The sequence below is a fragment of the Microbacterium sp. B24 genome (assembly GCF_000333415.1).
Taxonomy (GTDB): domain Bacteria; phylum Actinomycetota; class Actinomycetes; order Actinomycetales; family Microbacteriaceae; genus Microbacterium.
In genome coordinates this window covers 1-24244 of the sequence record NZ_BADB01000431.1, presented here as the reverse complement: position 1 = coordinate 24244, position 24244 = coordinate 1, and the positions used below count along the sequence as shown (strand labels likewise).

Here is a 24244-nt window from a genome sequence, read left to right as displayed (position 1 = left end):
AGCTCGGTCCCGGGGATCCTCTAGAGTCCCCAAAAAGTAACGGAGGCGCCCAAAGGTTCCCTCAACCTGGTTGGCAATCAGGTGGCGAGTGTAAGTGCACAAGGGAGCTTGACTGTGAGACTGACAGGTCGAGCAGGGACGAAAGTCGGGACTAGTGATCCGGCAGTGGCTTGTGGAAGCGCTGTCGCTCAACGGATAAAAGGTACCTCGGGGATAACAGGCTGATCTTGCCCAAGAGTCCATATCGACGGCATGGTTTGGCACCTCGATGTCGGCTCGTCGCATCCTGGGGCTGGAGTAGGTCCCAAGGGTTGGGCTGTTCGCCCATTAAAGCGGTACGCGAGCTGGGTTTAGAACGTCGTGAGACAGTTCGGTCCCTATCCGCTGCGCGCGTAGGAAATTTGAGAGGATCTGACCCTAGTACGAGAGGACCGGGTTGGACGAACCTCTGGTGTGCCAGTTGTTCCGCCAGGAGCACCGCTGGTTAGCTACGTTCGGGTCGTTGTCGGGTGCCCACTCCTGAGTGCGCTTCGGATCGGCGGCCCAGACGTCCAGGCGCACCTCGAGCCCATCGGCGACATCGGTGGACAGCGACACCGAGCCGTCGTAGGTGAACTTCGAGTCGTAGGGCATGCTGACGGCCTGGGTGACCGCCGGGCGCGGGGCAGGCGTGGACACCGCGTTCTGCTGCAGACCGTTGAAGGCGCTGGCGATCTGGGTGCAGCCGGTCAGGGACGTCAGCACCACGAGGCCCGCGGCGGCGGCGCCGAGGGCGCGGAGGCGGGGAGGACGCGAGGGGGCGGGAAGCATGATCCACACGCTATCTATGGACCACCGGCGGGACGTGCGAATCAGGGAAACCTCGACACGGTCTTTACCCGATCTTGAGGAAGGCGCGTTCAGCCGCCGTTCTGGGCGGCGATCGCGATCGTCAGCGTGTCACTCGCGGTCTGCTTGGCGAATTCGGTCGAGGTGGGCGTCGTCTGCACCAGGAAGTCATACTCGAACTGCACCGTGACGTAGGTGGCCTCGGCGGGGACCGTGCCGACATTGAAGGTGTTGGAGTAGCTGTAGGGCGACAGCACCAGGTATCCGGGAGAGACGGTGGACTGATCCACCTGGGCATCCAGCGGTGCGAACGTCTGCGATGCGTTCGCGGGGATCGCGGTCATCGTGGCGCGCTGGAGATAGACCTTCTGCCCGTCATTGGGCGTGATCGTCGTCACCATCGACAGACTGATCGGCTTGATCGCCGCCGGCGTCCAGCGGTCCATCCGCAACGTCGACCAGTAGTTCACGGCTGCCGAGACCGCGCCCGCCGTGAGCGTGCGCTGGGTCGATCCGCCCGACAGATCGTTGGAGACCGGCGTCGGAACCGGGACGGCGGTCGTGGGAGCGGGCGCGGGTGTCGTCGCCTGGGCGGCCCATGGCGCGGGCCCGCAACCGACCAGCGGGATCACGACGACCAGCGCGGCGAGCACGGCGCTGAGAGCACGGCGGCGACTCCCGGGGCGATCCATCCGGCAGGTCTCCTTCACGTCGCGAAACATTTACATATCGGAAACCGCAAGAGTTTGCAATCCGGCAGACCCCTAGGGAATACTCGGGAGAGCATCAGCACCACCATACCGCTTCACTCTCCATCCCCCCATCTGCATCAAGACCGGATATACGGAACGAGCGGATCATCAGGTACCCCCAGACCGGATTCGAAAGCAGGCACTCATGAAGCACCGTTTCACCAAGGTCGCGGCCTCCGTCGCGATCGCCGCAGGGTTGGTTTTCGCCGCCCCGGCAATGGCACAGGCTTACACCCCGACCGGCCCCGACACCGTCACCGTGACGGTCACGGCGCCCGGTCCCGTTCCCGTGACCGGCTTCCAGCCGGGCGCGAGCGTGACCTTCACGCTCGTGGGCGAAGGCGTCGGCGCGGGCAACCTCGCCGCGGTCAAGTTCGCGGTCAGCTCCACGACGGTCACCAAGACCGCCGACTCGTCGGGCGTCGCCACGGCGACGATCGTCGGCACCCCGCCGGCGGGCTCCTCGTGGACGCTCTCCGCGACCGGCGCTCGCGCCTCGTCCGAGGCCGGCGGCGGCAGCGGCACCCTGCCCTCGACTGGTGGCGACAGCGAGTCGCTGCTCGGCATCTGGGTCGGCGGTGGCGCTCTCGTCCTCGCCGGTGCGACCGTCGCCGTGGCCGCCACGGTGCGTCGCAACCGCCAGGAGACCAACGCCTGACGCACGCCAGAACGACAACGAGAGAGCCTTCCCGGTCACGGCCGGGAAGGCTCTCTCGTTGTGCGCAGGCTGCGCGGCGTCAGCGCACCACCGCGGTCACCGCGGGAAGATGCGACAGCACCTCCTGGCTGATCGAGCCGAGCAGGAAGCGGGCGAGGGCCCCGCGACCGTGCGTACCCACGACGACGAGGCGAGCGGTCAGACCCCGCGAGGCGATCGCTCGCGAGGGGTAGCCGCGCTCGACGACGCGCTCGACGACCAGATCCGGGAAGTCGACGGCGAGCCCGGCGAGGGCCACCGACTGCATCTCCTCCGTGGCGGCCTGCATGTTCGACAGGTACATCTCGGGGTAGACGGCCAGTCCGTTGCGGGGCGCCTCGATGGGAGTCCAGACACTGACCGCGGTGAGCGGCTCGCCCAGGCGGTCGGCCTCGCGCGCCGCGAAACGCAGCGCATGCTCGGACACCGGCGACCCGTCGACGCCGACGACGACCCCGCGCCGACCGACGAGCGCCGTGTCGGGCACCACCACGACCGGGCAGGCGGCCCCGGCGACGATACGGATGCCGTGGGCGCCGCGCGCCGGTCCATCGCCCGGTCCGCGGTAATCGCTGCCCAGCACGAGGAGTGAGGCGTTGACGCTGGCGTCGATGAGGCGGGACACGGGGTTGCCGGTCTCCACCCGGGTCATCACCGTGATGCCGGCATCCCGCACCGGCGCCGCCAGGCGCTCCAGCACGGTCTCGGTGTCGGCGACGGCCTGCGCGATCAGCTCCGCCTCGCCGACGGCGCCGAGCGCTCCCCCGATCACCGACATCAGCTCGATGCCCTGCGTGCCGGGCGGAGCGGCCTGCGCCCGCTGCAGCGCCCATCGCACCGCACGTTCGGAGACGGGTGCCCCCGTCACAGCCACGACGATCTTCTCGACCATGATTCATCCCTCCGTTGGGATCGGTGCCTCCACGCTACGCCGCGGCACCGCACGGCCACAGGATCGTGGGCCGTGACAAAGAGGGTCAGGGGGTGCGCGGGGCCAGGGCGCGCGGCTCGGCAGTGATCAGAATGGGCAGGTGGTCGCTGCGCCCCTGCGGCAGCGTCGTGATCGTCGCGATGTCGAACCCCACGCTCGTCGCGAAGTCGTAGTGGCCGCGGAAGAACTTGTAGCGCGTGTACGTGCGGGCATCGCTCAGGGTGAGCTCATATCCGGACTCACGCACGTGCTGGCCGAGGTTCTCTTTGAACACCGGATAGTTGTAGTCGCCGACCATGAGGATCGGCAGGTCGGGGCCGAGGCTGGAGAGCTCTTCCAGCGCGGCCTGGATCTGCTTGCGCCGCAGCGAGTTGAGCGCGGTCAGCGGAGCGGCGTGGAAGCTCGCGACGATCACCTCGCGGCCGAGGTCGATGTCGTGCAGGCGCACCGCCAGCATGCGCTCCTCCGCGGGCTTGAGCACACGGTCGTGCAGCGACTTCTTCAGCGCGAGCGCCCGCACCTCGCGCGCATCGAAGATGCTTCGCCGGTAGTACAGCGCAAGTCCCAGCCGGTTGCGTGCCGTCGCCTCGGCCAGGTGCAGATCGCCGATCTGCGACGGCAGGTCGCTGGAGACCGCCTCCTGCAGGCAGAGGACGTCGGCCCCCGTGCTCTCGACCAGCTCGCCGAGCTCGCCGATCGCCTTGTGCTTGTTGAGGTTGTACGAGATGACCTTCATCCCCCGCCTTCCGTCGCTCTCAGCCTAAGCGGCGGTCCTAGGAATCTGCTCCGTCTTGACAACGGGACCCGGCCGGCTCAGTCGGCGTCGAGGCTGCGGCGTGCGCGCGTCTGCGCGGCGCGGGAACCCAGCAGGTCATCGGCGGGGTAACCGACCTCGGTGAGGGTGAGACCGCGGGCCGCGAGCACCTTCACGTCGCTCGTGCGCACCCCGCCGTCGCGGATCGCGGCGACGTCGGCGATCTTCAGCCGTCCTTCGCCGACCGCCGCGCAGGCACCGACGAGGGCGCGCACCATGCTGTGGCAGAACGCGTCGGCTTTCACGCGCGCGATCAGGATGCCGTGATCGTCTCGACCCCAGCCGAACTCCAGCAGGGTGCGGATCGTGGTCGCCCCCTCCCGCCATTTGCAGTACGCCGCGAAGTCGTGCAGACCGATGAGCGACCGTGCCGCGGCATCCATCGCGTCCACGTCCAGCGCGGCCTTCACGCTGGTCGTGCGCACGCGCTCGAGAGGGTCGTAGCCGGCGATGCGATCGGCGATGCGGTACTCGTAGCGTCGCCAGACGGCCGAGAACCGCGCATCGAAACCGTCCGGTGCGACGGCGGTGCGGTGCACCACGACGTCGGGGTAGGCGCCGAGCACGCCGTTGATGCGGGCAGCCAGCGCCTCGGCGGTGCCGGCGCGGCTGGACGACAGCCGCTGCTGCTGCCGATCGGTGAGATCGAGGTGGGCGACCTGCCCGGCCGCGTGCACCCCGGCGTCGGTTCGACCCGCCACGACCAGCTGCGGATCGCCGCCGAGCACGCGGGCCAGTGCTGTCTCGAGCGTGCCCTGAACGGTGCGTAGACCCGGTTGACGGGCCCACCCGCGGAAGTCCGTGCCGTCGTAGGCGAGATCGAGGCGCAGCCGCACCCCTCCAGCCTATCCGGGCGGCTGAGCCTCGCGCGGGACCGTCGTCACCCGACCCGAGAGGGCCGCGATGACCGTGTCCGCCGCCTGCTGGGCAGTGCCGGTGTAGAGCACACGGACACCGCGCTCGTCATCGGCGAGAGACTCCAGCGTGAGCAGCTGGCTTCCCAGCAGACCGGGCGGCATGAATGCGTGTCGGCGATCCCGAACGCGCGCCTCGTGGACCTCTCGCGGCAGGAACGGCTCGACGAAGGCGACCTCGACGTGGATGTCTCGAAGTCGGTCACGATACGCACGACGCAGCGAGGAGCACGCGACCACGACCGGAGCCCGTTCGGCCGCGCGAGCGGCGACCGCATCCAGCCACGGCCACCGGTCTTCGTCGGTGAGCGCCACCCCCGCCGCCATCTTCGCGACGTTCGATGCCGGATGCAGATCGTCGGCGTCGATGAACGGGCGCCCCAGGCAGTCGGCGAGGGTCGCGCCGAGGGTGGTCTTTCCCACGCCCGACGGACCCATGATGACCACGACGGCGGGAACGCCGGTCACAACGCTCCCTGCGACGTCGTTCCCGTGGGCAGTGGCGCCATCGTGAGCACGTCCGTAGGGGACGCGACGAGCGGGCCGACGAGCGCGTTCAGCGCCGCGACCGCCGACCCCGAGGCATGCGCGGAGAGCGCCGCGGCATCCGTCCACTTCTCGATCATCACGACGGTGCCATCAGCCGCATCGTGGATCGCGTACAGCTGACAGCCGTCTTCGGCATGCACAGCAGGAATCGCCTCACGCAAGGCGTCGATCAGAGCCTCGCGCCGGCCCTCCGCCGGATGGAAGACGGCGGTGACGACGACGGTCATGGAGTTTCCTCTCTCGATGGATGGATCAGTCCGGGCGTGGAGCTCCGGTGCTGGAACGACGGACGAATTCCGCACTCACATCGACGCGCTGCGGGGCATCGACGAGCTGCCCGCGCACACGCGCGACAGCGATCTCGACGGAGTGCAGGGCGAGCATGTCGATGGGTTGACGAACGACGGTCAGCGGAGGCGAGACCAGCTCGGTCCAGGGATTGTCATCGAACACGATGACGCTGATGTCGTCCGGGATGCGTGCACCGATCTGCTGCAGCCTATGCAGCGCGGAGCGCACCTGCGCGGTGTTGGCGACCACGAGCGCGGTCGGAGGCCGATCGAGCGCCATGAGCGTCGTGACTGCGCCGCCGCCGGCTTCGCCGCGGAAGGGGATCGCGTGGATCAGCTCCTCGTCGATCGCGCGGCCCGCCGCGGCCATCGCCGAGACGAAGCCGTCCCGACGCGTGCGCCCGGTCGACGTCTCGACCGGGCCGGAGATGAGCGCGATCCGCTCGTGTCCGAGATCGAGCAGATGACGGGTGGCCACGGCAGCCGAGTCGGCGTTCGTGATCGTGACGACGTCGACGCTGGGCACCTCCGCGATCTCGCGATCGACGAAAACGACGTGGATGCCGCGCTCCTGCAGGTCGAGCCACCGCTGCGGGTTGCCCGTCGTCGGAGTGGCGATCACCGATCCGACCGAGCGGCTGATGAGCGCGTCGATCGACTCAGCCTCCAGACGCGGGTCCTCCTGGGTGGTGAGAAGGACCACATTGGTGCCACGCGCTCGGGCTTCCCACACGACACGGTCGGCGATGCGGGCGAAGAAGGGGTTGGTGAGGTCGGCGAGAACGAGCCCGAGCGTCGTCGAGCCCGCCCCCTGCAGCTCCCGCGCTGCAGCGCGCGGTTGATAGTGCAGTCGGTCGATGGCGCCGAGCACCTTCTCCCGTGTCGCGGCGGCGACGGGACCGGACCCCTCGTTGAGAACACGCGAGACGACGGCGACGGAAACACCGGCGTCGCGCGCAACGTCTCGGATGGTGGCTGCCTTCCGCACTGTTCCTCCTCCCACCATCGGGTTCCTGCCGCTGTTCTCAGATTGGCATTGACCGATGCTCTCACAAAGTGGTACAAAAATGTAACCGTTACCACTTCATCCGCGAACGACGATGGCGTCGGCTGAGAGATCAGCGCGATCGACTGCCTCGCCGCGCACAACCGAAAGCGATCGAACGTGAATCTGCACTCCCTCCTCCAGCGGCGCGAGGCCGACGGCCGACCCATCCGGGTCGGCCTGATCGGCGCGGGTCGCTTCGGAACCATGTACCTGGCTCAGGCCCGCAACATCCCCGGCATCCACGTCGTCGCGATCGCCGACATCAACACGGAACGCGCCCGCGGCGCCTTCGGACTGGTCGACTGGCCGCAGGATGGCCTCGTGGACGACATCGAGACGGCGATCTCCTCGCGAGCCACGACCATCCTCTCCAGCGCCGACGCCCTCTTCGAGGCGGAAATCGATGTCATCGTCGAAGCCACCGGCAATCCCATCGTCGGCATCAGCCACGCGTTGCGCGCGATCGAGACCGGTAAGCACATCATCATGGTCACCGTGGAAGCCGATGCCCTCGCCGGTCCCGCACTGGCCGCACGCGCCGAGGCCGCCGGCGTGGTCTACTCGATGGCCTACGGAGACCAGCCGGCACTGATCATGGAGCTCGTGGACTGGGCACGCACATCCGGATTCGACGTCGTGTGCGCCGGTAAGGGCGCGAAGTACCTCGAGCATTACCACCACATGACGCCGGACAACGTCTGGGAGAACTGGGAGTTCTCCGACGAGCTCACCCAGTCGGGGCAGCTGAACCCCTACATGCATACCTCCTTCCGCGACGGCACGAAGGCCGCGATCGAGATGGCGGCCGTTGCCAACGCCGCCGGCCTGGTCCCGTCCGACGACGGCCTCACGTTCACTCCCGGCAACGTCGAGGAGATCGCCACGATCTGCCGCCCCGCGGCGGCGGGCGGCGTGCTCGCCAACGAGGCCTCGGTCGATGTGATGTCGAGCGTGACCCGCGACGGCGAGTGGATCCCGTTCAACACTCAGGAGGGCGTCTTCGTCGTCGTGCGCGCCACGAACGACTACGTGTCGGAGTGCTTCACGGAGTATCCGTGGCATCCCGACCCGACGGGCCGCTTCGCCGCGCTCTACCGCCCGTACCACTACGTCGGCCTGGAGCTGAACATGTCGATCGCCAACGCCGTCCTGCGCGGCATCGCGACCGGGAGCCCGATCGGCTTCTACGGCGACGTCGTGGCCACCGCGAAGCGTGACCTGAAGGCCGGCGAGTTCCTCGACGGCGAGGGCGGGTACACCGTCTGGGGCAAGCTCGTCTCTGCCGAGACCTCGGTGCGCCGCCGCCTGCTGCCCGTCGCACTCGCCCACCACGTCGAGCTCGTCAACGACGTCGCCGAAGGCGAGAGCGTCAGTTGGGACGACGTGATCATCGACGACTCGCTCGCCACCGCGCTCGAGTTGCGGCGCGAGACCGAAGCCCTCATCCGCGCCACCGTCTGATCCTCCCACTCACACCCGAACACCCTTCAACGAAGAAAGGCATTCACATGAATCGACGCATCAGCCTCATCGCCGTCGGCACGCTCGCAGGCGCTCTCACCCTCGCGGGCTGCACGGCCACGCCCGACGGCGGAGGAGCCGCCTCCGGGGACTCCGGAAAGAACATCGTCTCCCTGGTCCAGACCGACCAGAAGACCGATGTCGATACGGTGACGAAGACGCTAGGAGACCCGACCGCTCCCTCCGGCGTCAAGCTCTGCTATGTGACCCGCACGCTCGCCAACGAGTTCTGGGGATACGAGCGCGACGGCTTCGAGAAGCGTGCGAAGGAGCTGGGTGTGCAGTTCCAGACGTTCGCCGTCAACGACGAGTCATCGATCACCGAGCAGCTCGACAAGGCAAAGAGCGCCCTCAACCAGGGGTGCTCGGCGATTCTCGCGTCGCCGATCTCCGCCACCGCCCTCGACTCGGTGTTCACCGACGCGCTCGCCAAGGGCGTCCCCGCCATCGTGCTCAATGACGCGAAGGGCACCGTCCCCGGTGTCGTCTACGTGGGCCCGGATGCCGAGGACATCGGCAAGACGGCGGCGGATTACATTGCCAAGAAGCTGCCGGACGGCGGACAGGTCGCGATGATCGAGGGCGACCCCGGATCGTCCAACGCGCTGAACCGCGGCAAAGGCTTCAAGGAGGGCCTCGCCACGCATCCGAACCTCACCCTCGTGGCGTCGCAGACCGCGAAGTGGGATACGAACCAAGCCCAGACCATCGCGAACGCGATGCTCACCGCAAACCCGGACATCAAGGCCTTCTACTCGCAGAACGACGGGATGGCGCTCGGAGTACAGGCTGCGATCGACGCCAAGGGGCTGACCGGAAAGGTGATCCTTGTGGGCACCGACGGCATCCCGCAGGCCAAGAAGCTGATCGCCCAGGGCGGCACCTACACTGCCACCGTGAGCGAGCGGCCGACGACCGAAGGCGCGACCGGCGTGGACGTGGCTCTCTGGCTGCTGGCCGGAAAGCAGGTGCCGGGCTGGGTGGACGTGCCCGCGTTCATCGTCGACTCGTCCAACGTGGCCCAGTACCCCACGGGCATGCCGTAAGCGGCACCCCGACGTCAAAGGAGACACCGTGACCGACAGCATTCTCGAGGTCCGAAACATCGGGAAGACGTTCCCGGGCGTACGCGCTCTGGACGACGTCAGCTTCACACTCCGCAAGGGCGAGGTGCTGACCCTGGCGGGCGAGAACGGCGCCGGCAAGAGCACACTGCTCGGCATCCTCGGCGGAGCGCTCGCTCCCGACCGCGGGTCGATCACGGTCGACGGTGTCCGCCGGGGGGAGTACTCCCCCCGGCGGGCCCTCGCCGACGGGGTCGTCATCGCACACCAAGAGCCGGCCGTCGTTCCCCAGCTGACGGTGGAGCAGAACCTGCTGCTCGGAAAGAGCGCGGCCGAGCGGCGCACGTCGCGGGATGCCGTCGCGCAAGCGCTCGCCGACGTGGCATCCATGGGCTTCCCACTGAACCCGCGGTCCCCGCTTCGGCGACTGAGCCCCGCCCAGCGCCATGCGCTCACGATCGCGAAGGCGTTCGCATTCGGCGCGAAGATCGTCGCGCTGGACGAGCCGACCACCTCGATGCTCGAGCACAACGTCGACGCGGTGCTGAGCCGCGTGCGCGAGCTCGCCCACGACAAGGGCACCGGCGTCATCTTCGTCTCCCACAAGATGCCCGAGGTGATGAAGGTGTCGGACACCGTCGTCGTGCTCCGGGACGGCCGCATCGGGTACCGCTCGCCGATCTCGGAAACGAGCGTCGACGAGATCGTGCGCAGCATGGTGGGCCGCGAGCTCCTCGATTTCCGGCGCGCTCATCCCGTCGCTCGGGACGCCGAGGTGCTGTTCACCGCCGATGAGGTGGGACGCCCCGACAGCGACGCGCGCAACAGCATCGCCGTGCACCGCGGCGAGGTCGTCGGCATTGCCGGTCTCGTCGGCTCGGGTCGCACGGAGTTCCTCCGTGCGATCTTCCGTGCCGATCCCGGCTGCACCGGGCGCATCTCGATCGCCGGACGCGCCCTGCGGCTGCGTTCCCCGAACGACAGCCGGCGGGCGGGCATCGCCTTCATCCCGGAGGACCGCAAGAAGCAGGGGCTGGTGCTGCAGGTACCGGCGTATGCCAACGTCGCCCTCACCGCGGCCGACGCGATCGTCGGCCGCGGCCCGTTCTTCGGGCCCCGTCGCGCCGTCCGCGTCGCGGACGAGCTCGGCACGTCCCTGGATCTGCGCCCCAAGAACGTCCGGCTGCTGGCGCGCCAGTTCTCTGGCGGAAACCAGCAGAAGATCGTCATCGCGAAGTGGCTGCGCCGCGACTCCCGCGTCTTCCTCTTCGACGAGCCCACCAAAGGCGTGGACGTGGGAGGAAAGGCGGAGATCTACGGACTCATCGACAAACTGGCCGCGGAGGGCAACGCCATCATCGTCGTCTCCTCCGACCTGCCCGAGATCATCGCCCTCGCCGACCGCGCCCTCGTCATGCGCGGCGGCCGCTTCGTCTCCGAACACGTCGGCGGCGACATCACCGAACAGAGCCTCGTGGCCAGCGCCATGGGCATCACCGAGGAGACCTCATGACCATCACCACCCACACGGTGTCGACCAGCACCGCTCAGACCCGACCACCGGTCAACTTCCAGGCGCTGGCGATCTTCATCGCGGCGGCGATCATCTTTGCGGTGTTCGGCATTCTGAACCCGAACTTCCTCGCGTTCGACAACCTCCGCGACATCGCCGTCTCGGCCTGCGTGAACGCGCTCATCGGTATCGGCCTCACCTACGTCATCATCACGGGCGGCATCGACCTGTCGGTCGGGTCGATCGCGAGTCTCACCGGCATCATCTCGGCGACACTCATGGTCAACGGCGGCGTTCCGGCGATCCCGGCGCTGCTGATCGGACTCGTGCTGGGCTTCCTCGCCGGCGCCACCAACGGCGTGTTGATCACCGCACTGAAGCTGCCGCCGTTCATCGCGACGCTCGGCACGATGAGCGTCTATCAGGGCCTCGCCTACGTCGCCACGAACGGAACGCCGGTATACAACGTGCCCGCCTCCTTCGTCCTGTTGCTCAACAGCTACATAGGCGGCGTGCCGATCGTCGTCCTCGTCGTGGCGATCGTCGCCGTGCTCGCGTGGTTGCTGCTGCGACGCACCGTGTTCGGGCAGAACGTCATCGCCACCGGAGGCAGCGAGGAGACAGCCTGGCTGTCGGGGGTGCGTGTGAATCGTGTGAAGATCCTCGTCTACGGCATTTCCGGCACGCTGGCCGCCCTGGCCGGCCTCGTGGTCGTCGCCCGCATCTCCGCCGCACAGTCCGAGGCCGGCGCCCCGTACCTGCTCACAGCGATCGCCGCGGCCGTCATCGGCGGCGCGAACCTGATGGGCGGGGAAGGCCGCATCGCGGGCACGCTGGTCGGCGCCCTGATCCTCGGCGCCCTGACGAACGGGCTCGTGCTGCTCAACGTGCCGAGCTTCTACGAACAGATCGTCACCGGACTCGTGGTCGTCATCGCCGTCGCTCTCGATCAGGGCAGCAAGGGGTGGCCCGTGTTGCGTCGGGGCGGCCACCGTCCCGCCGCAACACCGGAGACCACCAGCGTCACCACCGTGTCGGCGAAGGAGGCCGCGCGCGCGGCCAAGAGAAAGTGACCATGTCGACGTTCGATCTGCGCGGCGTCCACGTCGTGGTCACGGGCGGCGCGGGCCTCATCGGACGCGCGATCGTCACCGAGCTGCTCGCGCAGGATGCCGAGGTCAGGGTGCTCGATCGGGGGCCGCAGCCGCCGGCGGCTCCCGACGTCGACTGGCGCTCGGGGTCGATCCTCGACGAGCAGCTGTTGCGCGACACACTGCAGGGCGCGGACGCGCTCGTCCACATCGCGGGCCGCGCCGGGCTGGATCAGGGCACGCCGACCGAGATCTACGCCACGAACGCCCTCGGCACGTTCCTGGCACTGGAGGTCGCGGGGCAGGAGGGGATCGCCCGGGTGGCCTACGCCTCCAGCATCAATGCGAACGGGCTCCCTCTACATCCGCACGGCGCACTGCCGTCGGCGTTCCCCTGGAACGAGGACGAGCCCGGCGATCTTGCGGACGCCTACTCGCTGTCCAAGGCGGCGAACGAGCAAGCGGCGGCCGCAGCGGTGCGCCGGCACGGCGGGCAGGTGGTGGGTCTGCGGTATCCGCTCGTTCGCGACATCCACGCGGACGGGGGCACCGTCTTCGCCGCCCACATCCGCCGCGCCCTCCGCGAGGATCCCCGTCGACAGGCTGTGGAGGGCTGGTCGTACCTCGACGTCCGAGACGCCGCACGCGCGACCGTCGCGGCGCTGCGGCGTGACATCCCGGCGGGGCCCGGCATCCTCGTCGCCAATCCCTCGACATACCTGCGCCTCCCGACGCAGGAGGCTCTGTCACGGCTGCTTCCGGAAGTGCCGCGCCGGCGCGCATTCGTCGGTCGAGAGGTCCCGCTCGATCTGTCCCGTGCCCGCGAGCTGCTGGACACACCGCCGCGCGAACACCTCGAAGACATCGATCCCGGACTGCTGGCCGATCTGGAGGACGCCGCATGACGACCCCATCCGTCTCGCTCCTGGGCCTCGGCCGGATGGGCGAGCCGATCGCGCGGCGACTGCTGCGCGATCTGGATTCCTTGACGGTCTGGAATCGCACCGCCGCCAAAGCCGACCGGCTGGTGGCGGAGGGGGCGCGCCTGGCTGCCACCCCCGCTGACGCGGCTGCCCCGATCACCCTGACGGTGCTGACCGATCTCGACGACGTCGAGGCGGTGCTGGACGGGCCGGACGGACTGCTCGTCGGCTGGGCCCGGGCGGCGATCTCCTCGCCTATCCTCGTGGTCCACGGCACGGTATCGCCCCTCGCGCTCCGCGGCCTGCACGCCCGTCTCGCCGACGTCGGGGTGTCGGTGATCGACGCGCCGTTGAGCGGCGGTGTCGCCGGCGCCGAATCGGGAGCGCTGAGCGTGATGGTCGGCGGCGACACCGAGGCAATCGAGCGGGCACAGCACATCCTGGAACGCGTCGGCCGCACCGTCGTCATCGCCGGCGGACCGGGAGCCGGCGAGATCGTGAAGGCATGCAACCAGGTTGTGGTCGCGGCGACGCTCACGGCGCTCTCCGAAGCCATCGTCCTCGCCGAGGGGTACGGCGTCGACCGTGCCGCACTGCTGACGGTTCTGAATGGGGGCCTGGCCGCGTCCGAGGTCCTCGCTCAGAAGCGCGAGCGCTGGCTCGCCGACGACTACGAGGGAGGAGGAAGCGCGGCCAATCAGCTCAAGGACCTCCGCTTCGTCGCCACCCTCGCCGCGCACGCGCATCTGACGCTTCCCGTCGCCGACGCGATCCGCGAGGCGTTCGAGGAGACGGTGCATCACGAGCGCGGATCCCTCGACCATTCGGCCGTCCTGTTGACGGTGTCGGAACGGGCAGCTGCGCAGACCGACGGCCCACGGAGGCTGGCACTGTGATCGACGTGATCGATGCCCACCACCATCTCTGCGCGCTCAGTGCGGCGTCCTACCCCTGGCTGGAGGGCACGGCGCCGGCACGCTACCACGGGGATGATCTTCCCCTCCGCCGCGACTACCTGCTTCCCGACTACCTCGCGGACGCCGCCGGCCTGGATGCACTCGGCATGCGCCTGGTCGGATCCGTCCACGTCGAGAACGGCGCCGCGGATCCCCTCTGGGAGAGCCGCTGGGTGGACGGGATCATCGCCTCGGAAGACGTGCCCCGTGTGCAGGTCGCCAAGGTCGACCTGGCCACGCCCGACGCCGAGGAGACGATCGCCCGACACGCGGCGCTGAGCTCGGTGCGCGGTGTCCGCGACATCCTGAACTGGCACGCCGACCCCTTCTACGCCCACCGCGACCGGCCCGATCTCCTGACGGACGACGCCTGGCTGCGTGGTTTCAGCGCGCTCGCCGCACACGGGCTGTCGTTCGACCTGCAGGTCTTCCCCGATCAGCTCGCCGAAGCGGCCTCGCTCGCCGCGCGATTCGGCGACACCGCGATTGTGCTCGACCACGCGGGAATGCCGATCGACCGCTCCCCCGCCGGGCTGAGCCGCTGGCGCACCCAGCTGTCGGTCTTCGCGGCTGAGCCGAACACGACGGTGAAGATCTCGGCCCTGGGCACACTCGACCACAACTGGACGACCGACAGCATCCGGCGCATCGTCAGAGAGACGATCGACGTGTTCGGCCCGCAGCGGTGCATGTTTGCGAGCAACTTCCCCGTGGACGGCCTCTATTCGAGCTTCACCGCACTGTTCGCCGCGTTCGACGAGATCACCTCCGACCTCGACGACGCAGATCGGCGAGCGCTGTTCGCGGGCACGGCCGCAAGAATCTACCGGACAGCGCGGTGAGGGCGCTTTCCGACGACACCGGCCGCCCCGGCGGGCGAACCCGCCTCAGCCGAGACGCTCGTCCACGTCGGCACGGGTCGGCGGGTTCGCACCGGCCCGCGAGACGGTGATCCCGGCGGTGACGGCGGCACGGCGCAGCGCCGCGGCGAACGAGGCGGCGTCCTCGAAGATCGCAGGATCGTCCAGCGCGCTGGAGATGAGGCTCGCCATGTACGCGTCGCCGGCACCGATCGTGTCGACGACCGTGACAGCCAGCGCGTCGACGGCGCTCACACCACCGGGCCCCAGCCCGACGGCGCCCTCGCCGCCTCGGGTCATGACGATCACGCGCGGCCCGTAGGCGGCGACCTGGTGCAGCACGGCGTCGGCGTCCAACCCCGGGTACAGCCACGCGGCGTCCTCGTCGCTCAGCTTGACCAGATCGGCCGATGCCGCGGCCTGGGCGAAGCGTGCGAGCGCGACCTCGTGCGCGCCGACGAGCGCCGGGCGGATGTTCGGGTCGAGCGTCACCAGCGCGGCACCCGTGTCGGCGGCGCGACGCAGAACCTCCAGCACGGTGCTGCCGCCCGGCTCCAGGAAGAGCGCGATCGAACCGGTGTGGACGACACGGGTTCCGTCCAGGGATGCCGCGGGAACGGCCCAGTCGATCGCGAACTCGTACTCGGCGGAACCGTCCGGACGCAGTCGTGCGCGGGCGGTGGAGGTCGCGGCATCCGTCCATGACTCCTCGTCGACGACGGCGCCGGATTCGGCGATCTGGGCGGCGATCCGCGCGCCGCGCTCGTCGCGCCCCAGTCGGGTCAGCAGACGCACCGCGTGTCCCTGCCGGGCAAGGCCCACGGCGACGTTGGCAGGGCTGCCACCGACGAGCTCGCGGTCGCCCTCGGCGCTCTCGACGATGTCGATGAGCGCCTCACCGATGACCAGCACATCCGTATCCATACGACCAGTCTGGCGCACCGCACGCGGCGCGCGCGTCATCAGCAGTCGGTGTAGACGACGCCCGACGTTCAGGGAGGGTACGTACACTGGAAGATCCGCTCGCACCGACCCGACGTGGCCGGCGAGACGGCCCACGGAACTCGCTCCGAATCACCACGGAACCGCCCCGGAACCCCCTCGGAACCCCAGTGCCCGCCATGACCTCCCCCTCCCCTCGTTTCGCCGGCCTCGACGGCCTGCGCGCGCTCGCCGTGCTGCTCGTGGTCGTGTACCACCTGTTCCCCGGCTGGCTCCTGCAGAGCGGCTTCGTCGGCGTCGACGTCTTCTTCGTCATCTCGGGCTTCCTCATCACGTCGCTGCTGCTGCGCGAACACGACCGCACCAGCCGCATCGCCCTCGGCGCGTTCTGGGCGCGCCGCGCCCGCCGGCTGCTGCCGGCCCTCGCCGTGGTGGTCACCGTGAGCGCCAGCGTCGCCTGGCTCATCGGTGGGGACGTTCTGCTGGGGCTCGGTCGACAGGTGCTCGGCGCGATCACGTTCTCCTCCAACTGGGCGTCGATCTCGGCCGGCGCGTCCTACTTCGCCGGGACGCAGCCCGAGCTGCTGCGAAACCTGTGGTCGCTCGCGGTGGAGGAGCAGTTCTACGTGCTCTGGCCGCTGCTTCTGCCCGTGTTCCTGCTGCTGCCACGCCGCGGCATGCGCGCCGCCGTCGCGATGGTCCTGGCCGCGGCATCCCTGGCCTGGGCAGCGCAGCTCGTGGGCATCGGCGCGGGCTCGGTCGACCTGACGCGCGCGTATTACGGCACCGATACGCACGCCTTCGGCCTGCTGCTCGGCGTCGCACTGGCCTTCGCGCTCGCCGGGCGCACCGCGTGGAGCGCGTCCGCGCGCCCGTCCATCGGCGGCGTCGTGCCCGCCTGGACCGCGGTCATCGGCACGGCGAGTGTGATCGGCATCATCATCGTCGGTGCGCTGCCGGGCGGGGCGGAGCGTTATCCGCTCGTGCCGGCGATCGCGAGTGCACTGACCGCGGTCGCGATCGCGACGGCGACACACGCCGGCTCCTGGTTCGGGCACGCCCTCGACGTCGCGCCGCTGCGCTGGATCGGCGAGCGCTCCTACGGCATCTACCTGTGGCACTGGCCCATCGTCGTCCTGCTCGCGCTCGCGACCACGGGCGGCTTCCTCGAAGAATCCGTGCCGGTCAGCGTCGGGCTCGGCGCCGCCGCCCTCACGCTCGGCGTCTCCGCGGCCTCGTACCGCCTGCTCGAACAGCCCGTGCGCCGGCTCGGCTTCCGGGGCGCGGGGCGAGCACTGTGGGCGCGCCTGCACTCCACGCCGTCGCGGCGGTTCGGCGCGATCGCGACCGTCGGTGTCGGGGCGCTCGTGCTCGGCGGCACGACGGCCGCCATCGCCGCCGCCCCGCCGGTCAGCTCCAGCCAGGCGGTGGTCGAGGCGGGCCAGCGCGCGCTCGACGCGGCATCCGCCGCCCCCAGCCCGTCGGGCGGCAGCGCCGCGGCACCCACGGCGACACCCATCGCCACGGCGACGCAGGGCCCCGACGGCGAGCCGCTGCCCCCGGCACCGGTCACCGTGAGCGGCGACCGGGTGACGGCCGTCGGTGACTCGGTGATGCTGGCCTCGGCCGGCGGCCTGCTCGACGAGCTGCCCGGCGTGCAGATCGACGCCGAAGTCTCGCGCTCGATGTGGGCGGGCAGCAAGATCATCGACCGGCTCTCCGACCAGGGTGCCCTGCGTGACTACGTCGTCGTGGGCCTCGGCACGAACGGCCCCGTCGATTCGGACGCCCTCCAGGACATCTACGACCGCGTCGGTCGCGACCGCACGCTCGTTCTGGTCACGGCGTTCGCTCCCCGCGACTGGATCCCGGGCGTCAATGCCGAGCTGACCGCGTTCGCGGCGAGCCATCCCGGCGTCGTCATCGCCGACTGGTCCGGCGCGATCGCGCCGCACGCCGATGTGCTCGCCGGCGACGGCATCCATCCGGGCGAGACCGGCGGGCGCATCTACGCCGACACCGTCACCCACGCCGTCGATGCCGTGGCGAATCAGCGCGCGCAGACGCGCTACCAGGTGCAGCTGATCCGCTGGGCGACGAGTCGGACGTTCGCCCCCGCACCGTCGTCCTGAGCCGCCCGCGGCGCCGCGGGCGTGCGCGGCGGGCGCCTCAGATGTGCGCGACCAGGGCGACCGACCGTTCGTCCGCCACGAAGCCCAGCCCCTCGTAGAGCGCGTCGGCGCCCGTCGGGCTCGCGGTGTCGACGTCGAGCACCGCTTTCTGCAGACCGGCATCGGCGATCGCGCGCAACGTCGCCGCGACGACCGCGGGAGCCAGTCCCTGCCGACGGCGCGCCCGCACGACACCGATGAGGTCGATGTACGAGTTCGAGGCGCCCAGACTCGCCCAGTCCTCCTCGTTCACCGACGCGAGACAGAAAGCGGCGATGGTGCCGTCGGCCTCGACGACCAGCCGGGACAGATCGGGACGGAAGAACTCGCCGCCGACTAACTTGGCCCACGGCTCGGGCTGGCTCGGCAGGCTTCCCCAGTGATCGCGGAACGCATCGTTGCGCGCCAGACGGGCGTCGTCATCACGATCGTGCGTGTACGCCACGATGCGCAGCCCGCCCTCCCGCGCCGCGGCCGGCAGCGACACCTCCGGCGCACCGTCGGTCAGATCCCGCAGCATCGTGGCGAACCAGCGTTCGGCGGCCAGACCCGCCGACTCGGCGAGCCTCTGATTGCCGAGGTTCGACTCCTCGGCGTACACCCGCAGCTGAGCGCTCCAGTCTTCGCCCGGCACGTCGGGCAGCGCGCCCGCGGCCTCCGCCAGTTGCTCGAGGCCGCGCGCGTACTGCCAGCCGAACACCGCGCTGCCGATCCCGCGGCGCCACAGCGTCGGCAGCACCGCACCCGACAGGTGCACGTTCAGGGCGCCCTCGCACGAAGGGTGGAGGAAGGAGCTTCCGAACGCGATCACCGTACCCTCGGCATCCAGCGCGAGCACGGTGTCGCGGGAGTGGTCGATGTGCGCAAGATCGAAGGTGTCGGCGACGTCCTCGCGCGGAGTGGTCCAGGTCGGGTGGTCGACACGCTCCGCCGCCACCATCACGGCGTGGATGGCGTCGATGTCGTCGGCCGTCGCGGTGCGCCACGACGCGACCTCCGGATGCCGTGGCAGCACCGGTCCGAGCTCGGATCCGGACCGGCGGCGGAACTGGTCGATGCGTGCACTCAGCGATGGCTCACTCACTCGGGCCACTGTAGTTGGGACGCGCGTGGCGCGCACGCGCGGAGCCGGCCGAGGCGCGAAACGAGAAGGCCCGCACCCCTGATGGGTGCGGGCCTTCTCGAACGACAGCCGTGCTTACTTCGCGGCGTCCTCGGCAGCAGCCTCGGCCGCGGCGCCCTCCTCGGGCGACTCGGCACCTGCGGCGGCGGCGTCGTCGGCGACGACCTCGTCCGCGGCATCCTGAGCCTCGTCGGCCTCGGCGACCGCGTCGGTGGCGGTCTCCTCGGCGGCATCCTCATCCTTGGCCGGGGTGGCGACCGGAGCGGCAGCGGCCGCCTTCTTGGTCGACTTCGGCTTCGGGTTGACCGGCTCGAGGACGAGCTCGATCACGGCCATCGGCGCGTTGTCGCCCTTGCGGTTGCCGATCTTCGTGATGCGGGTGTAACCGCCCTCACGCTCGGCGACCAGCGGCGCGATCTCGGCGAACAGCTCGTGGACGGCGTCCTTGTTGCCGAGGACGGACAGCACGCGACGGCGCGCGTGCAGGTCGCCACGCTTGGCGAACGTGACCATGCGCTCGGCGAGCGGGCGCAGGCGCTTGGCCTTGGTCTCGGTCGTCGTGATCGACTTGTGGGTGAACAGCGCCGAGGCCAGGTTGGCCAGCAGCAGACGCTCGTGGGCGGGGCCGCCTCCGAGGCGGGGACCCTTGGTGGGCTTGGGCATGTCAGTTACTCCAGAGGGAAAAGGTCAGCGAACCGGTCGGGGCCGGTGCGCGCAGAAGGTCTTGCCGTTGCGAGCGCGGAGGCTCAGAGGGCCTCGTCGTCGTAGCCGCCGTAGAAGTGCGCACCGTCGAACCCGGGGACCGAGTCCTTCAGCGACAGGCCGAGGGAGACGAGCTTGTCGCGCACCTCGTCGACCGACTTCTGACCGAAGTTGCGGATGTTCATCAGCTGCGTCTCGGAGAGGGCGACCAGCTCCGACACCGTGTTGATGCCCTCGCGCTTGAGGCAGTTGTACGAACGCACCGACAGATCGAGGTCCTCGATCGGCATCGACAGCTCGTTGGTGAGAACCTCGGCGACCGGCGCGGGGCCGATCTCGATGCCCTCGGCCTCGACGTTCAGCTCGCGAGCGAGACCGAACAGCTCGGTGAGCGTGCGCCCGGCCGACGCGACGGCGTCGCGCGGGGAGATCGACGGCTTGGCCTCGACGTCCAGGACGAGCTTGTCGAAGTCGGTGCGCTCACCGGCACGCGTGGCGTCGACGCGGTACGAGACCTTCAGAACGGGCGAGTAGATCGAGTCGATCGGGATCTGGCCCGCCTCGGCGTACTCGTTGCGGTTCTGGGTGGCCGACACGTAGCCACGGCCGCGCTCGATCGTGAGCTCGAGCTCGAACTTCGCCGAGTCGTTGAGCGTCGCGATGACCAGCTCGGGGTTGTGCACCTCGACACCCGCCGGAGCGGAGATGTCGGCGGCGGTGACCTCGCCGGCGCCGGTCTTGCGCAGGTAGGCGGTGATCGGCTCGTCGCGCTCCGAGGAGACGACCAGCTGCTTGATGTTGAGGATGATCTCGGTGACATCCTCCTTCACGCCCGGGATGGTGCTGAACTCGTGCAGCACGCCGTCGATGCGGATGCTGGTGACAGCCGCGCCGGGGATCGAGGACAGCAGGCTGCGGCGCAGCGCGTTGCCGATCGTGTAGCCGAAGCCGGGCTCCAGCGGCTCGATGACGAAGCGGCTGCGGAACTCGCCGATCTTCTCCTCGGTCAGAGTGGGACGCTGTGCAATGAGCACTATGTGTTCCTTTCCGTCACGTGCCCGCTATATGACACGTGCGATTGCAAGAGGTGTTGAGTTTTCAAAGACGACGGATGCCGGGTGCCGCCCGCGATGCGGGGCACCCGGCCCGGAAGTCAGACGCGGCGACGCTTCGGCGGACGGCAGCCGTTGTGCGCCTGCGGGGTGACGTCGGAGATCGACCCCACCTCCAGGCCCGCGGCCTGCAGCGAACGGATCGCGGTCTCGCGACCCGAACCCGGGCCCTTCACGAAGACGTCGACCTTCTTGACGCCGTGCTCGGCGGCCTGGCGGGCGGCCGACTCGGCGGCCATGCCGGCGGCGTACGGGGTCGACTTGCGCGAGCCCTTGAAGCCCACTCCACCCGAGGACGCCCAGCTGATGACGGCGCCCGAGGGGTCGGTGATCGAAACGATCGTGTTGTTGAACGTCGACTTGATGTGGGCCTGGCCCAGCGCGATGTTCTTCTTCTCCTTGCGGCGCGGCTTGCGCGCAGCGGTCTTGGCCTGTGCCATGTGTCTGTTCTCCTAAACCTGTACCGGGGGCCGCGCTTACTTGCGGCCGGCCTTCTTCTTGCCGGCGACGGTGCGCTTCGGGCCCTTGCGGGTGCGCGCGTTGGTCTTGGTGCGCTGACCGCGCACCGGAAGGCCGCGGCGGTGACGCAGACCCTCGTACGAGCCGATCTCGACCTTGCGGCGGATGTCGGCGGCGACCTCACGGCGCAGGTCACCCTCCACCTTGTAGTTGCCTTCGATGTGGTCGCGCAGCGCGACCAGCTGGTCGTCGGTGAGGTCCTTGACGCGGATCGACTCGTCGATCTCGGTGGCCTTGAGGATCTCGACCGAACGGGTACGGCCGATGCCGTAGATGTACGTGAGGGCGATCACCACGCGCTTGTCGCGCGGGATGTCAACGCCGGCAAGACGTGCCATGCGGTTCTCCTAGGAGTAGTGGAGGTGTGGAGCAGGATCGGTGCCCGGGCCTCCGCCCCGAGGTGTCCCCTCCGAAGAGGATCTGATCCTGCCTGTGTGCTGACTGTTTCCAGTCGGTGCGAACGTTGCGCGCCGTTCTCGGACCACTGGTCGTTGAGCGAGCGCAGCGAGTCGAAACGCGCCGTTCGCGGTATGGAGTTGTGTCTTCGTGCTGAGGTTCCGGCTCGGCCGCTGCGCGGCCTTGCTCAACCTTGAGTCGCGAGCGGATCAGCGCGGCTTCGCCGCGGTGATGCGCTCCGACTCAACCCTGGCGCTGCTTGTGACGCGGGTTCGACTTGCAGATCACCATGACGCGACCGTGGCGGCGGATGACCTTGCAGTGGTCGCAGATGGGCTTGACGGAGGGGTTGACCTTCATGATTTTCCTGTTCGCTGTCTTCGAGTCGGACGGGATGCCGCGGCATCCGCCCGCTCGTTACTTCTCGACCGGTCTAGCGGTAGCGGTAGACGATGCGACCGCGCGTGAGGTCGTAGGGCGAGAGCTCCACGACGACGCGGTCTTCGGGGATGATGCGGATGTAGTTCTGCCGCATCTTGCCGGAGATCGTGGCGAGTACCTTGTGTCCGTTGGTGAGCTCAACGCGGAACATCGCGTTGGGCAGCGCTTCAGACACGACGCCCTCGATTTCGATGACACCGTCTTTCTTAGCCATAGCCTCGCTGACGCTTGTGCAGACCGGTCGGTCTGCGGTGAGTGGGATGTGGTGCGGCGACACGCCAATGAAGGCGCAAGGCACCAAAGATTCAGTGTACGTGATAGAGGGCCGCACGGCAAACTGCCGCACGGCCCTCTCGCTCGTCTCAGACGCGCATCACGTCGTCAGCCCTTGAGGTTGGCGACGATGTCCGTCTGCGGGTTGAAGGTGACGTTCACGAAAGTACCGTTCACCACCAGCGTCGGTGTCCCCTTGGCGCCGTCGGGCAGACCGTGCGCCTGGACGAACTTGATGTACTTGCCCGAGGTGATCGCCTTCTCGAGATCACTCGTCACGTTGACGCCCGCGCCCTTGGCGATCGAGACGATCTGGTCGTCCGAGAGACCGGGCGAGCTCTCCTGCGGCTGGTTCTGGAACATCGCCTCCATGAACGCGTAGGCGTTGGCGGGGTCCGCCTCGGCGACGGCGAACATCGCACTGGCCGACCGGCTGGAGAACTTCGTTCCCTGCGACGCCCGGTCGAGGATGGACACGGGGTGGATGTTGAGGGTGATCTTGTTGTCGGAGACGAGCTGCTTGATCGTCTCACCCTCGGTCTTCTCGAACTGGTTGCAGATCGGGCACATGAAGTCGACGTAGGTGTCGACGACGTCGGGGCCGCTGCCGAAGGAGATCGCACCGGTATCCGTGTTGATGTTGCTCGACGAAGGCTGCGCGCCGGGTCCGGAGCTGATGTTGTTCATCCACACGACAAGGCCGATGACCAGGGCGACCACGACGACGGCCGCCACGCTCACCCAGATCGCGAACCAGTTCCTCTTACCCGCTGCTGCCTGCGCCATAACCTCGATGCCTCTCCGATATGCGGCTGTCGCCGCCGTCCTACCATTGTGGCTCACGCACTCTTATGCGTTGCCCGTGAAGGCCGTGACTTCACCCGCCCCCCGCCGAGCCGCTACGTCTCCCGCGACCCGCCATGTTCTCGCGCGCGCTTTCGCGTCGGTTCGGCACGTCCGTAGCGGCTCGGCGTGACCGGTCAGCGTTGCGGATGGATGCCGAACGCGCGCAGGCGTGCACCTAGGTGGGCTGCCGTGGCGATGTCGGCCGTTCCCCAGCGCACGAGTCGCCGTCCCGTGGTCCCGCGGATCCAGTCCTCGCGCTGCTTCTCTTCCATGACCACCCGCTCCACCCCGACGCCCTCGCCCCGCATCGCAGGATCGAGGTACTTTCCCTCGCCGTCGTACTCGCCCCAGACTCCGACGTCATCCAGCGCGAAGTCGACATGGAACAGGCGCGAGCCCGGACCGGCGACCGGGACCTGCAGACGCGGCGTGGCGAAGCCGAGGTCGCCGATGTAGAGCCGGCTCACGCTCTCCCCCGGCGAAGCGGCACGACCATCGGCGAGTTCCAGCATCCGCGGGGCCGCGCGAACTCCGCGGCCGCCCGAAGGCAGCCGCTGCGCAACCTGCCGGCGCAGACTCTCCGCCGCCTCCACGTCGTACCCGTTCCACGACCAGGCGGCACGGCGAAGCGCGGCGTCGGCGAGGGAGAGTCCTGTCTCGAAGGATGCCGAGCGCAGCACGTCCGCGACCGTGCGGGCCAGTCCGGTGCAGAGCACGCCCTGGCGCATCGTCATGTCGCTCGAGGCGACGGCAACCTGGTGACGTGCGACCAACGGCTCGGATGCGCGTACGTGCCCGCTCGCTGCGCGTCCACTGAGGTGCACGCGGCGGGGTTCGATGCGAAACAGCGGCAATTCCCAGAGGACGGCCGCCGAGGCATGGGAGTAGACGAGCTCGGAGTTCCCCGTGCGACGACGTTCAGCGGCGACGACACGCATCAGACTCTAGAGGATCCCCGGGACCGAGCT

The 24244-nt window shown here is 69.0% G+C and carries 26 protein-coding genes and 1 rRNA gene; 10 read left to right on the top strand and 17 right to left on the bottom strand.

The window, feature by feature from the left end; all coding sequences use genetic code 11:
• Positions 1–570, top strand: a 23S ribosomal RNA gene (locus I5I_RS17310); the annotation flags it as partial.
• Positions 571–899: 329 nt separating this feature from the next.
• On the opposite strand, the gene I5I_RS12850 is transcribed toward I5I_RS17310, so the two are convergent.
• Positions 900–1520 carry a hypothetical protein gene (locus tag I5I_RS12850; protein ID WP_036320353.1) on the bottom strand — a complete coding sequence of 207 codons (621 nt, stop codon included), beginning with the start codon at positions 1518–1520 and terminating at the stop codon, positions 900–902.
• Positions 1521–1725: 205 nt separating this feature from the next.
• Here I5I_RS12850 and I5I_RS12845 point away from each other — a divergent pair, with 205 nt between their 5' ends.
• On the top strand, positions 1726–2238 hold the full coding sequence (locus tag I5I_RS12845; RefSeq protein WP_036320350.1) for an LPXTG cell wall anchor domain-containing protein: 513 nt from the start codon (positions 1726–1728) through the stop codon (positions 2236–2238).
• Positions 2239–2317: 79 nt separating this feature from the next.
• On the opposite strand, the gene I5I_RS12840 is transcribed toward I5I_RS12845, so the two are convergent.
• From I5I_RS12840 to I5I_RS12815, 6 genes are all read right to left on the bottom strand, one after another.
• Positions 2318–3169: a universal stress protein gene (locus I5I_RS12840; protein WP_036320345.1), complete on the bottom strand. Its 852-nt coding sequence runs from the start codon at positions 3167–3169 to the stop codon at positions 2318–2320.
• An 85-nt stretch (positions 3170–3254) separates the two neighbouring features.
• On the bottom strand, positions 3255–3944 hold the full coding sequence (locus tag I5I_RS12835) for an endonuclease/exonuclease/phosphatase family protein (protein WP_036320341.1): 690 nt from the start codon (positions 3942–3944) through the stop codon (positions 3255–3257).
• Positions 3945–4021: 77 nt separating this feature from the next.
• Positions 4022–4858: a tRNA pseudouridine(38-40) synthase TruA gene (gene truA / locus I5I_RS12830; protein WP_036320338.1), complete on the bottom strand. Its 837-nt coding sequence runs from the start codon at positions 4856–4858 to the stop codon at positions 4022–4024.
• Between the two features lie 9 nt (positions 4859–4867).
• The gene (locus I5I_RS12825; protein WP_239640121.1) at positions 4868–5404 is read right to left on the bottom strand and encodes a gluconokinase; all 537 of its coding nucleotides are present in this window, start codon (positions 5402–5404) and stop codon (positions 4868–4870) included.
• Positions 5401–5712 (bottom strand): putative quinol monooxygenase, encoded by a 312-nt coding sequence (locus I5I_RS12820; RefSeq protein ID WP_036320335.1) that lies wholly within the window; start codon positions 5710–5712, stop codon positions 5401–5403. The genes I5I_RS12825 and I5I_RS12820 overlap by 4 nt, the downstream gene beginning before the upstream one ends.
• A 25-nt stretch (positions 5713–5737) precedes the next feature.
• Positions 5738–6763 carry a LacI family DNA-binding transcriptional regulator gene (locus I5I_RS12815; protein WP_036320331.1) on the bottom strand — a complete coding sequence of 342 codons (1026 nt, stop codon included), beginning with the start codon at positions 6761–6763 and terminating at the stop codon, positions 5738–5740.
• 177 nt (positions 6764–6940) lie between these two features.
• Between I5I_RS12815 and I5I_RS12810 the strand changes: the two genes are divergently transcribed.
• Genes I5I_RS12810 through I5I_RS12780 form a run of 7 tightly spaced genes read left to right on the top strand, consistent with a single transcriptional unit; the run spans position 6941 to position 14733 of the window.
• A complete protein-coding gene (locus tag I5I_RS12810) occupies positions 6941–8284 on the top strand; it encodes an NAD(P)H-dependent oxidoreductase (protein WP_036320328.1) in 1344 nt (447 codons plus the stop codon).
• 47 nt (positions 8285–8331) lie between these two features.
• Complete coding sequence (locus I5I_RS12805; RefSeq protein WP_036320325.1) at positions 8332–9390, top strand: sugar ABC transporter substrate-binding protein; 1059 nt, start codon at positions 8332–8334, stop codon at positions 9388–9390.
• A 28-nt stretch (positions 9391–9418) separates the two neighbouring features.
• Entirely contained in the window at positions 9419–10921 is a 1503-nt protein-coding gene (locus I5I_RS12800) for a sugar ABC transporter ATP-binding protein (RefSeq protein ID WP_051039623.1), read from the top strand.
• Complete coding sequence (locus I5I_RS12795) at positions 10918–11994, top strand: ABC transporter permease (RefSeq protein WP_051039622.1); 1077 nt, start codon at positions 10918–10920, stop codon at positions 11992–11994. Before I5I_RS12800 ends, I5I_RS12795 begins: the two co-directional genes overlap by 4 nt.
• Positions 11995–11996: 2 nt before the next feature.
• Complete coding sequence (locus I5I_RS12790; protein WP_051039621.1) at positions 11997–12917, top strand: NAD-dependent epimerase/dehydratase family protein; 921 nt, start codon at positions 11997–11999, stop codon at positions 12915–12917.
• Complete coding sequence (locus I5I_RS12785; RefSeq protein ID WP_036320322.1) at positions 12914–13831, top strand: NAD(P)-dependent oxidoreductase; 918 nt, start codon at positions 12914–12916, stop codon at positions 13829–13831. The genes I5I_RS12790 and I5I_RS12785 overlap by 4 nt, the downstream gene beginning before the upstream one ends.
• Positions 13828–14733 (top strand): amidohydrolase family protein, encoded by a 906-nt coding sequence (locus I5I_RS12780; RefSeq protein ID WP_051039620.1) that lies wholly within the window; start codon positions 13828–13830, stop codon positions 14731–14733. The genes I5I_RS12785 and I5I_RS12780 overlap by 4 nt, the downstream gene beginning before the upstream one ends.
• Positions 14734–14778: 45 nt before the next feature.
• Here I5I_RS12780 and I5I_RS12775 read toward each other — a convergent pair whose 3' ends face one another.
• Positions 14779–15675, bottom strand: coding sequence for a carbohydrate kinase family protein (locus tag I5I_RS12775; protein WP_036320319.1), 897 nt, complete (start codon positions 15673–15675; stop codon positions 14779–14781).
• Positions 15676–15872: 197 nt separating this feature from the next.
• On the opposite strand from I5I_RS12775, the gene I5I_RS12770 reads away from it, so the two are divergent.
• The gene (locus I5I_RS12770) at positions 15873–17825 is read left to right on the top strand and encodes an acyltransferase family protein (protein ID WP_036320316.1); all 1953 of its coding nucleotides are present in this window, start codon (positions 15873–15875) and stop codon (positions 17823–17825) included.
• Between the two features lie 37 nt (positions 17826–17862).
• On the opposite strand, the gene I5I_RS12765 is transcribed toward I5I_RS12770, so the two are convergent.
• The 9 genes from I5I_RS12765 to I5I_RS12725 form a co-directional block, all read right to left on the bottom strand.
• Positions 17863–18948, bottom strand: coding sequence for a GNAT family N-acetyltransferase (locus tag I5I_RS12765; RefSeq protein WP_239640120.1), 1086 nt, complete (start codon positions 18946–18948; stop codon positions 17863–17865).
• A 114-nt stretch (positions 18949–19062) separates the two neighbouring features.
• Positions 19063–19650, bottom strand: coding sequence for a 50S ribosomal protein L17 (rplQ, locus tag I5I_RS12760; RefSeq protein WP_036320306.1), 588 nt, complete (start codon positions 19648–19650; stop codon positions 19063–19065).
• Positions 19651–19733: 83 nt separating this feature from the next.
• Positions 19734–20723, bottom strand: a complete 990-nt coding sequence (locus I5I_RS12755; RefSeq protein ID WP_005050489.1) for a DNA-directed RNA polymerase subunit alpha — start codon at positions 20721–20723, stop codon at positions 19734–19736.
• A 119-nt stretch (positions 20724–20842) separates the two neighbouring features.
• Positions 20843–21241, bottom strand: a complete 399-nt coding sequence (gene rpsK, locus I5I_RS12750) for a 30S ribosomal protein S11 (protein WP_005050490.1) — start codon at positions 21239–21241, stop codon at positions 20843–20845.
• 36 nt (positions 21242–21277) lie between these two features.
• The gene (gene rpsM / locus I5I_RS12745; RefSeq protein ID WP_036320304.1) at positions 21278–21658 is read right to left on the bottom strand and encodes a 30S ribosomal protein S13; all 381 of its coding nucleotides are present in this window, start codon (positions 21656–21658) and stop codon (positions 21278–21280) included.
• 301 nt (positions 21659–21959) lie between these two features.
• A complete protein-coding gene (rpmJ, locus tag I5I_RS12740; RefSeq protein ID WP_005050492.1) occupies positions 21960–22076 on the bottom strand; it encodes a 50S ribosomal protein L36 in 117 nt (38 codons plus the stop codon).
• A 73-nt stretch (positions 22077–22149) separates the two neighbouring features.
• Entirely contained in the window at positions 22150–22371 is a 222-nt protein-coding gene (infA, locus tag I5I_RS12735; protein WP_005050493.1) for a translation initiation factor IF-1, read from the bottom strand.
• 167 nt (positions 22372–22538) lie between these two features.
• Positions 22539–23216, bottom strand: coding sequence for a DsbA family protein (locus I5I_RS12730; RefSeq protein WP_005050494.1), 678 nt, complete (start codon positions 23214–23216; stop codon positions 22539–22541).
• Positions 23217–23410: 194 nt separating this feature from the next.
• The gene (locus I5I_RS12725) at positions 23411–24010 is read right to left on the bottom strand and encodes a hypothetical protein (RefSeq protein WP_204365830.1); all 600 of its coding nucleotides are present in this window, start codon (positions 24008–24010) and stop codon (positions 23411–23413) included.
• Positions 24011–24244 lie beyond the last annotated feature (234 nt).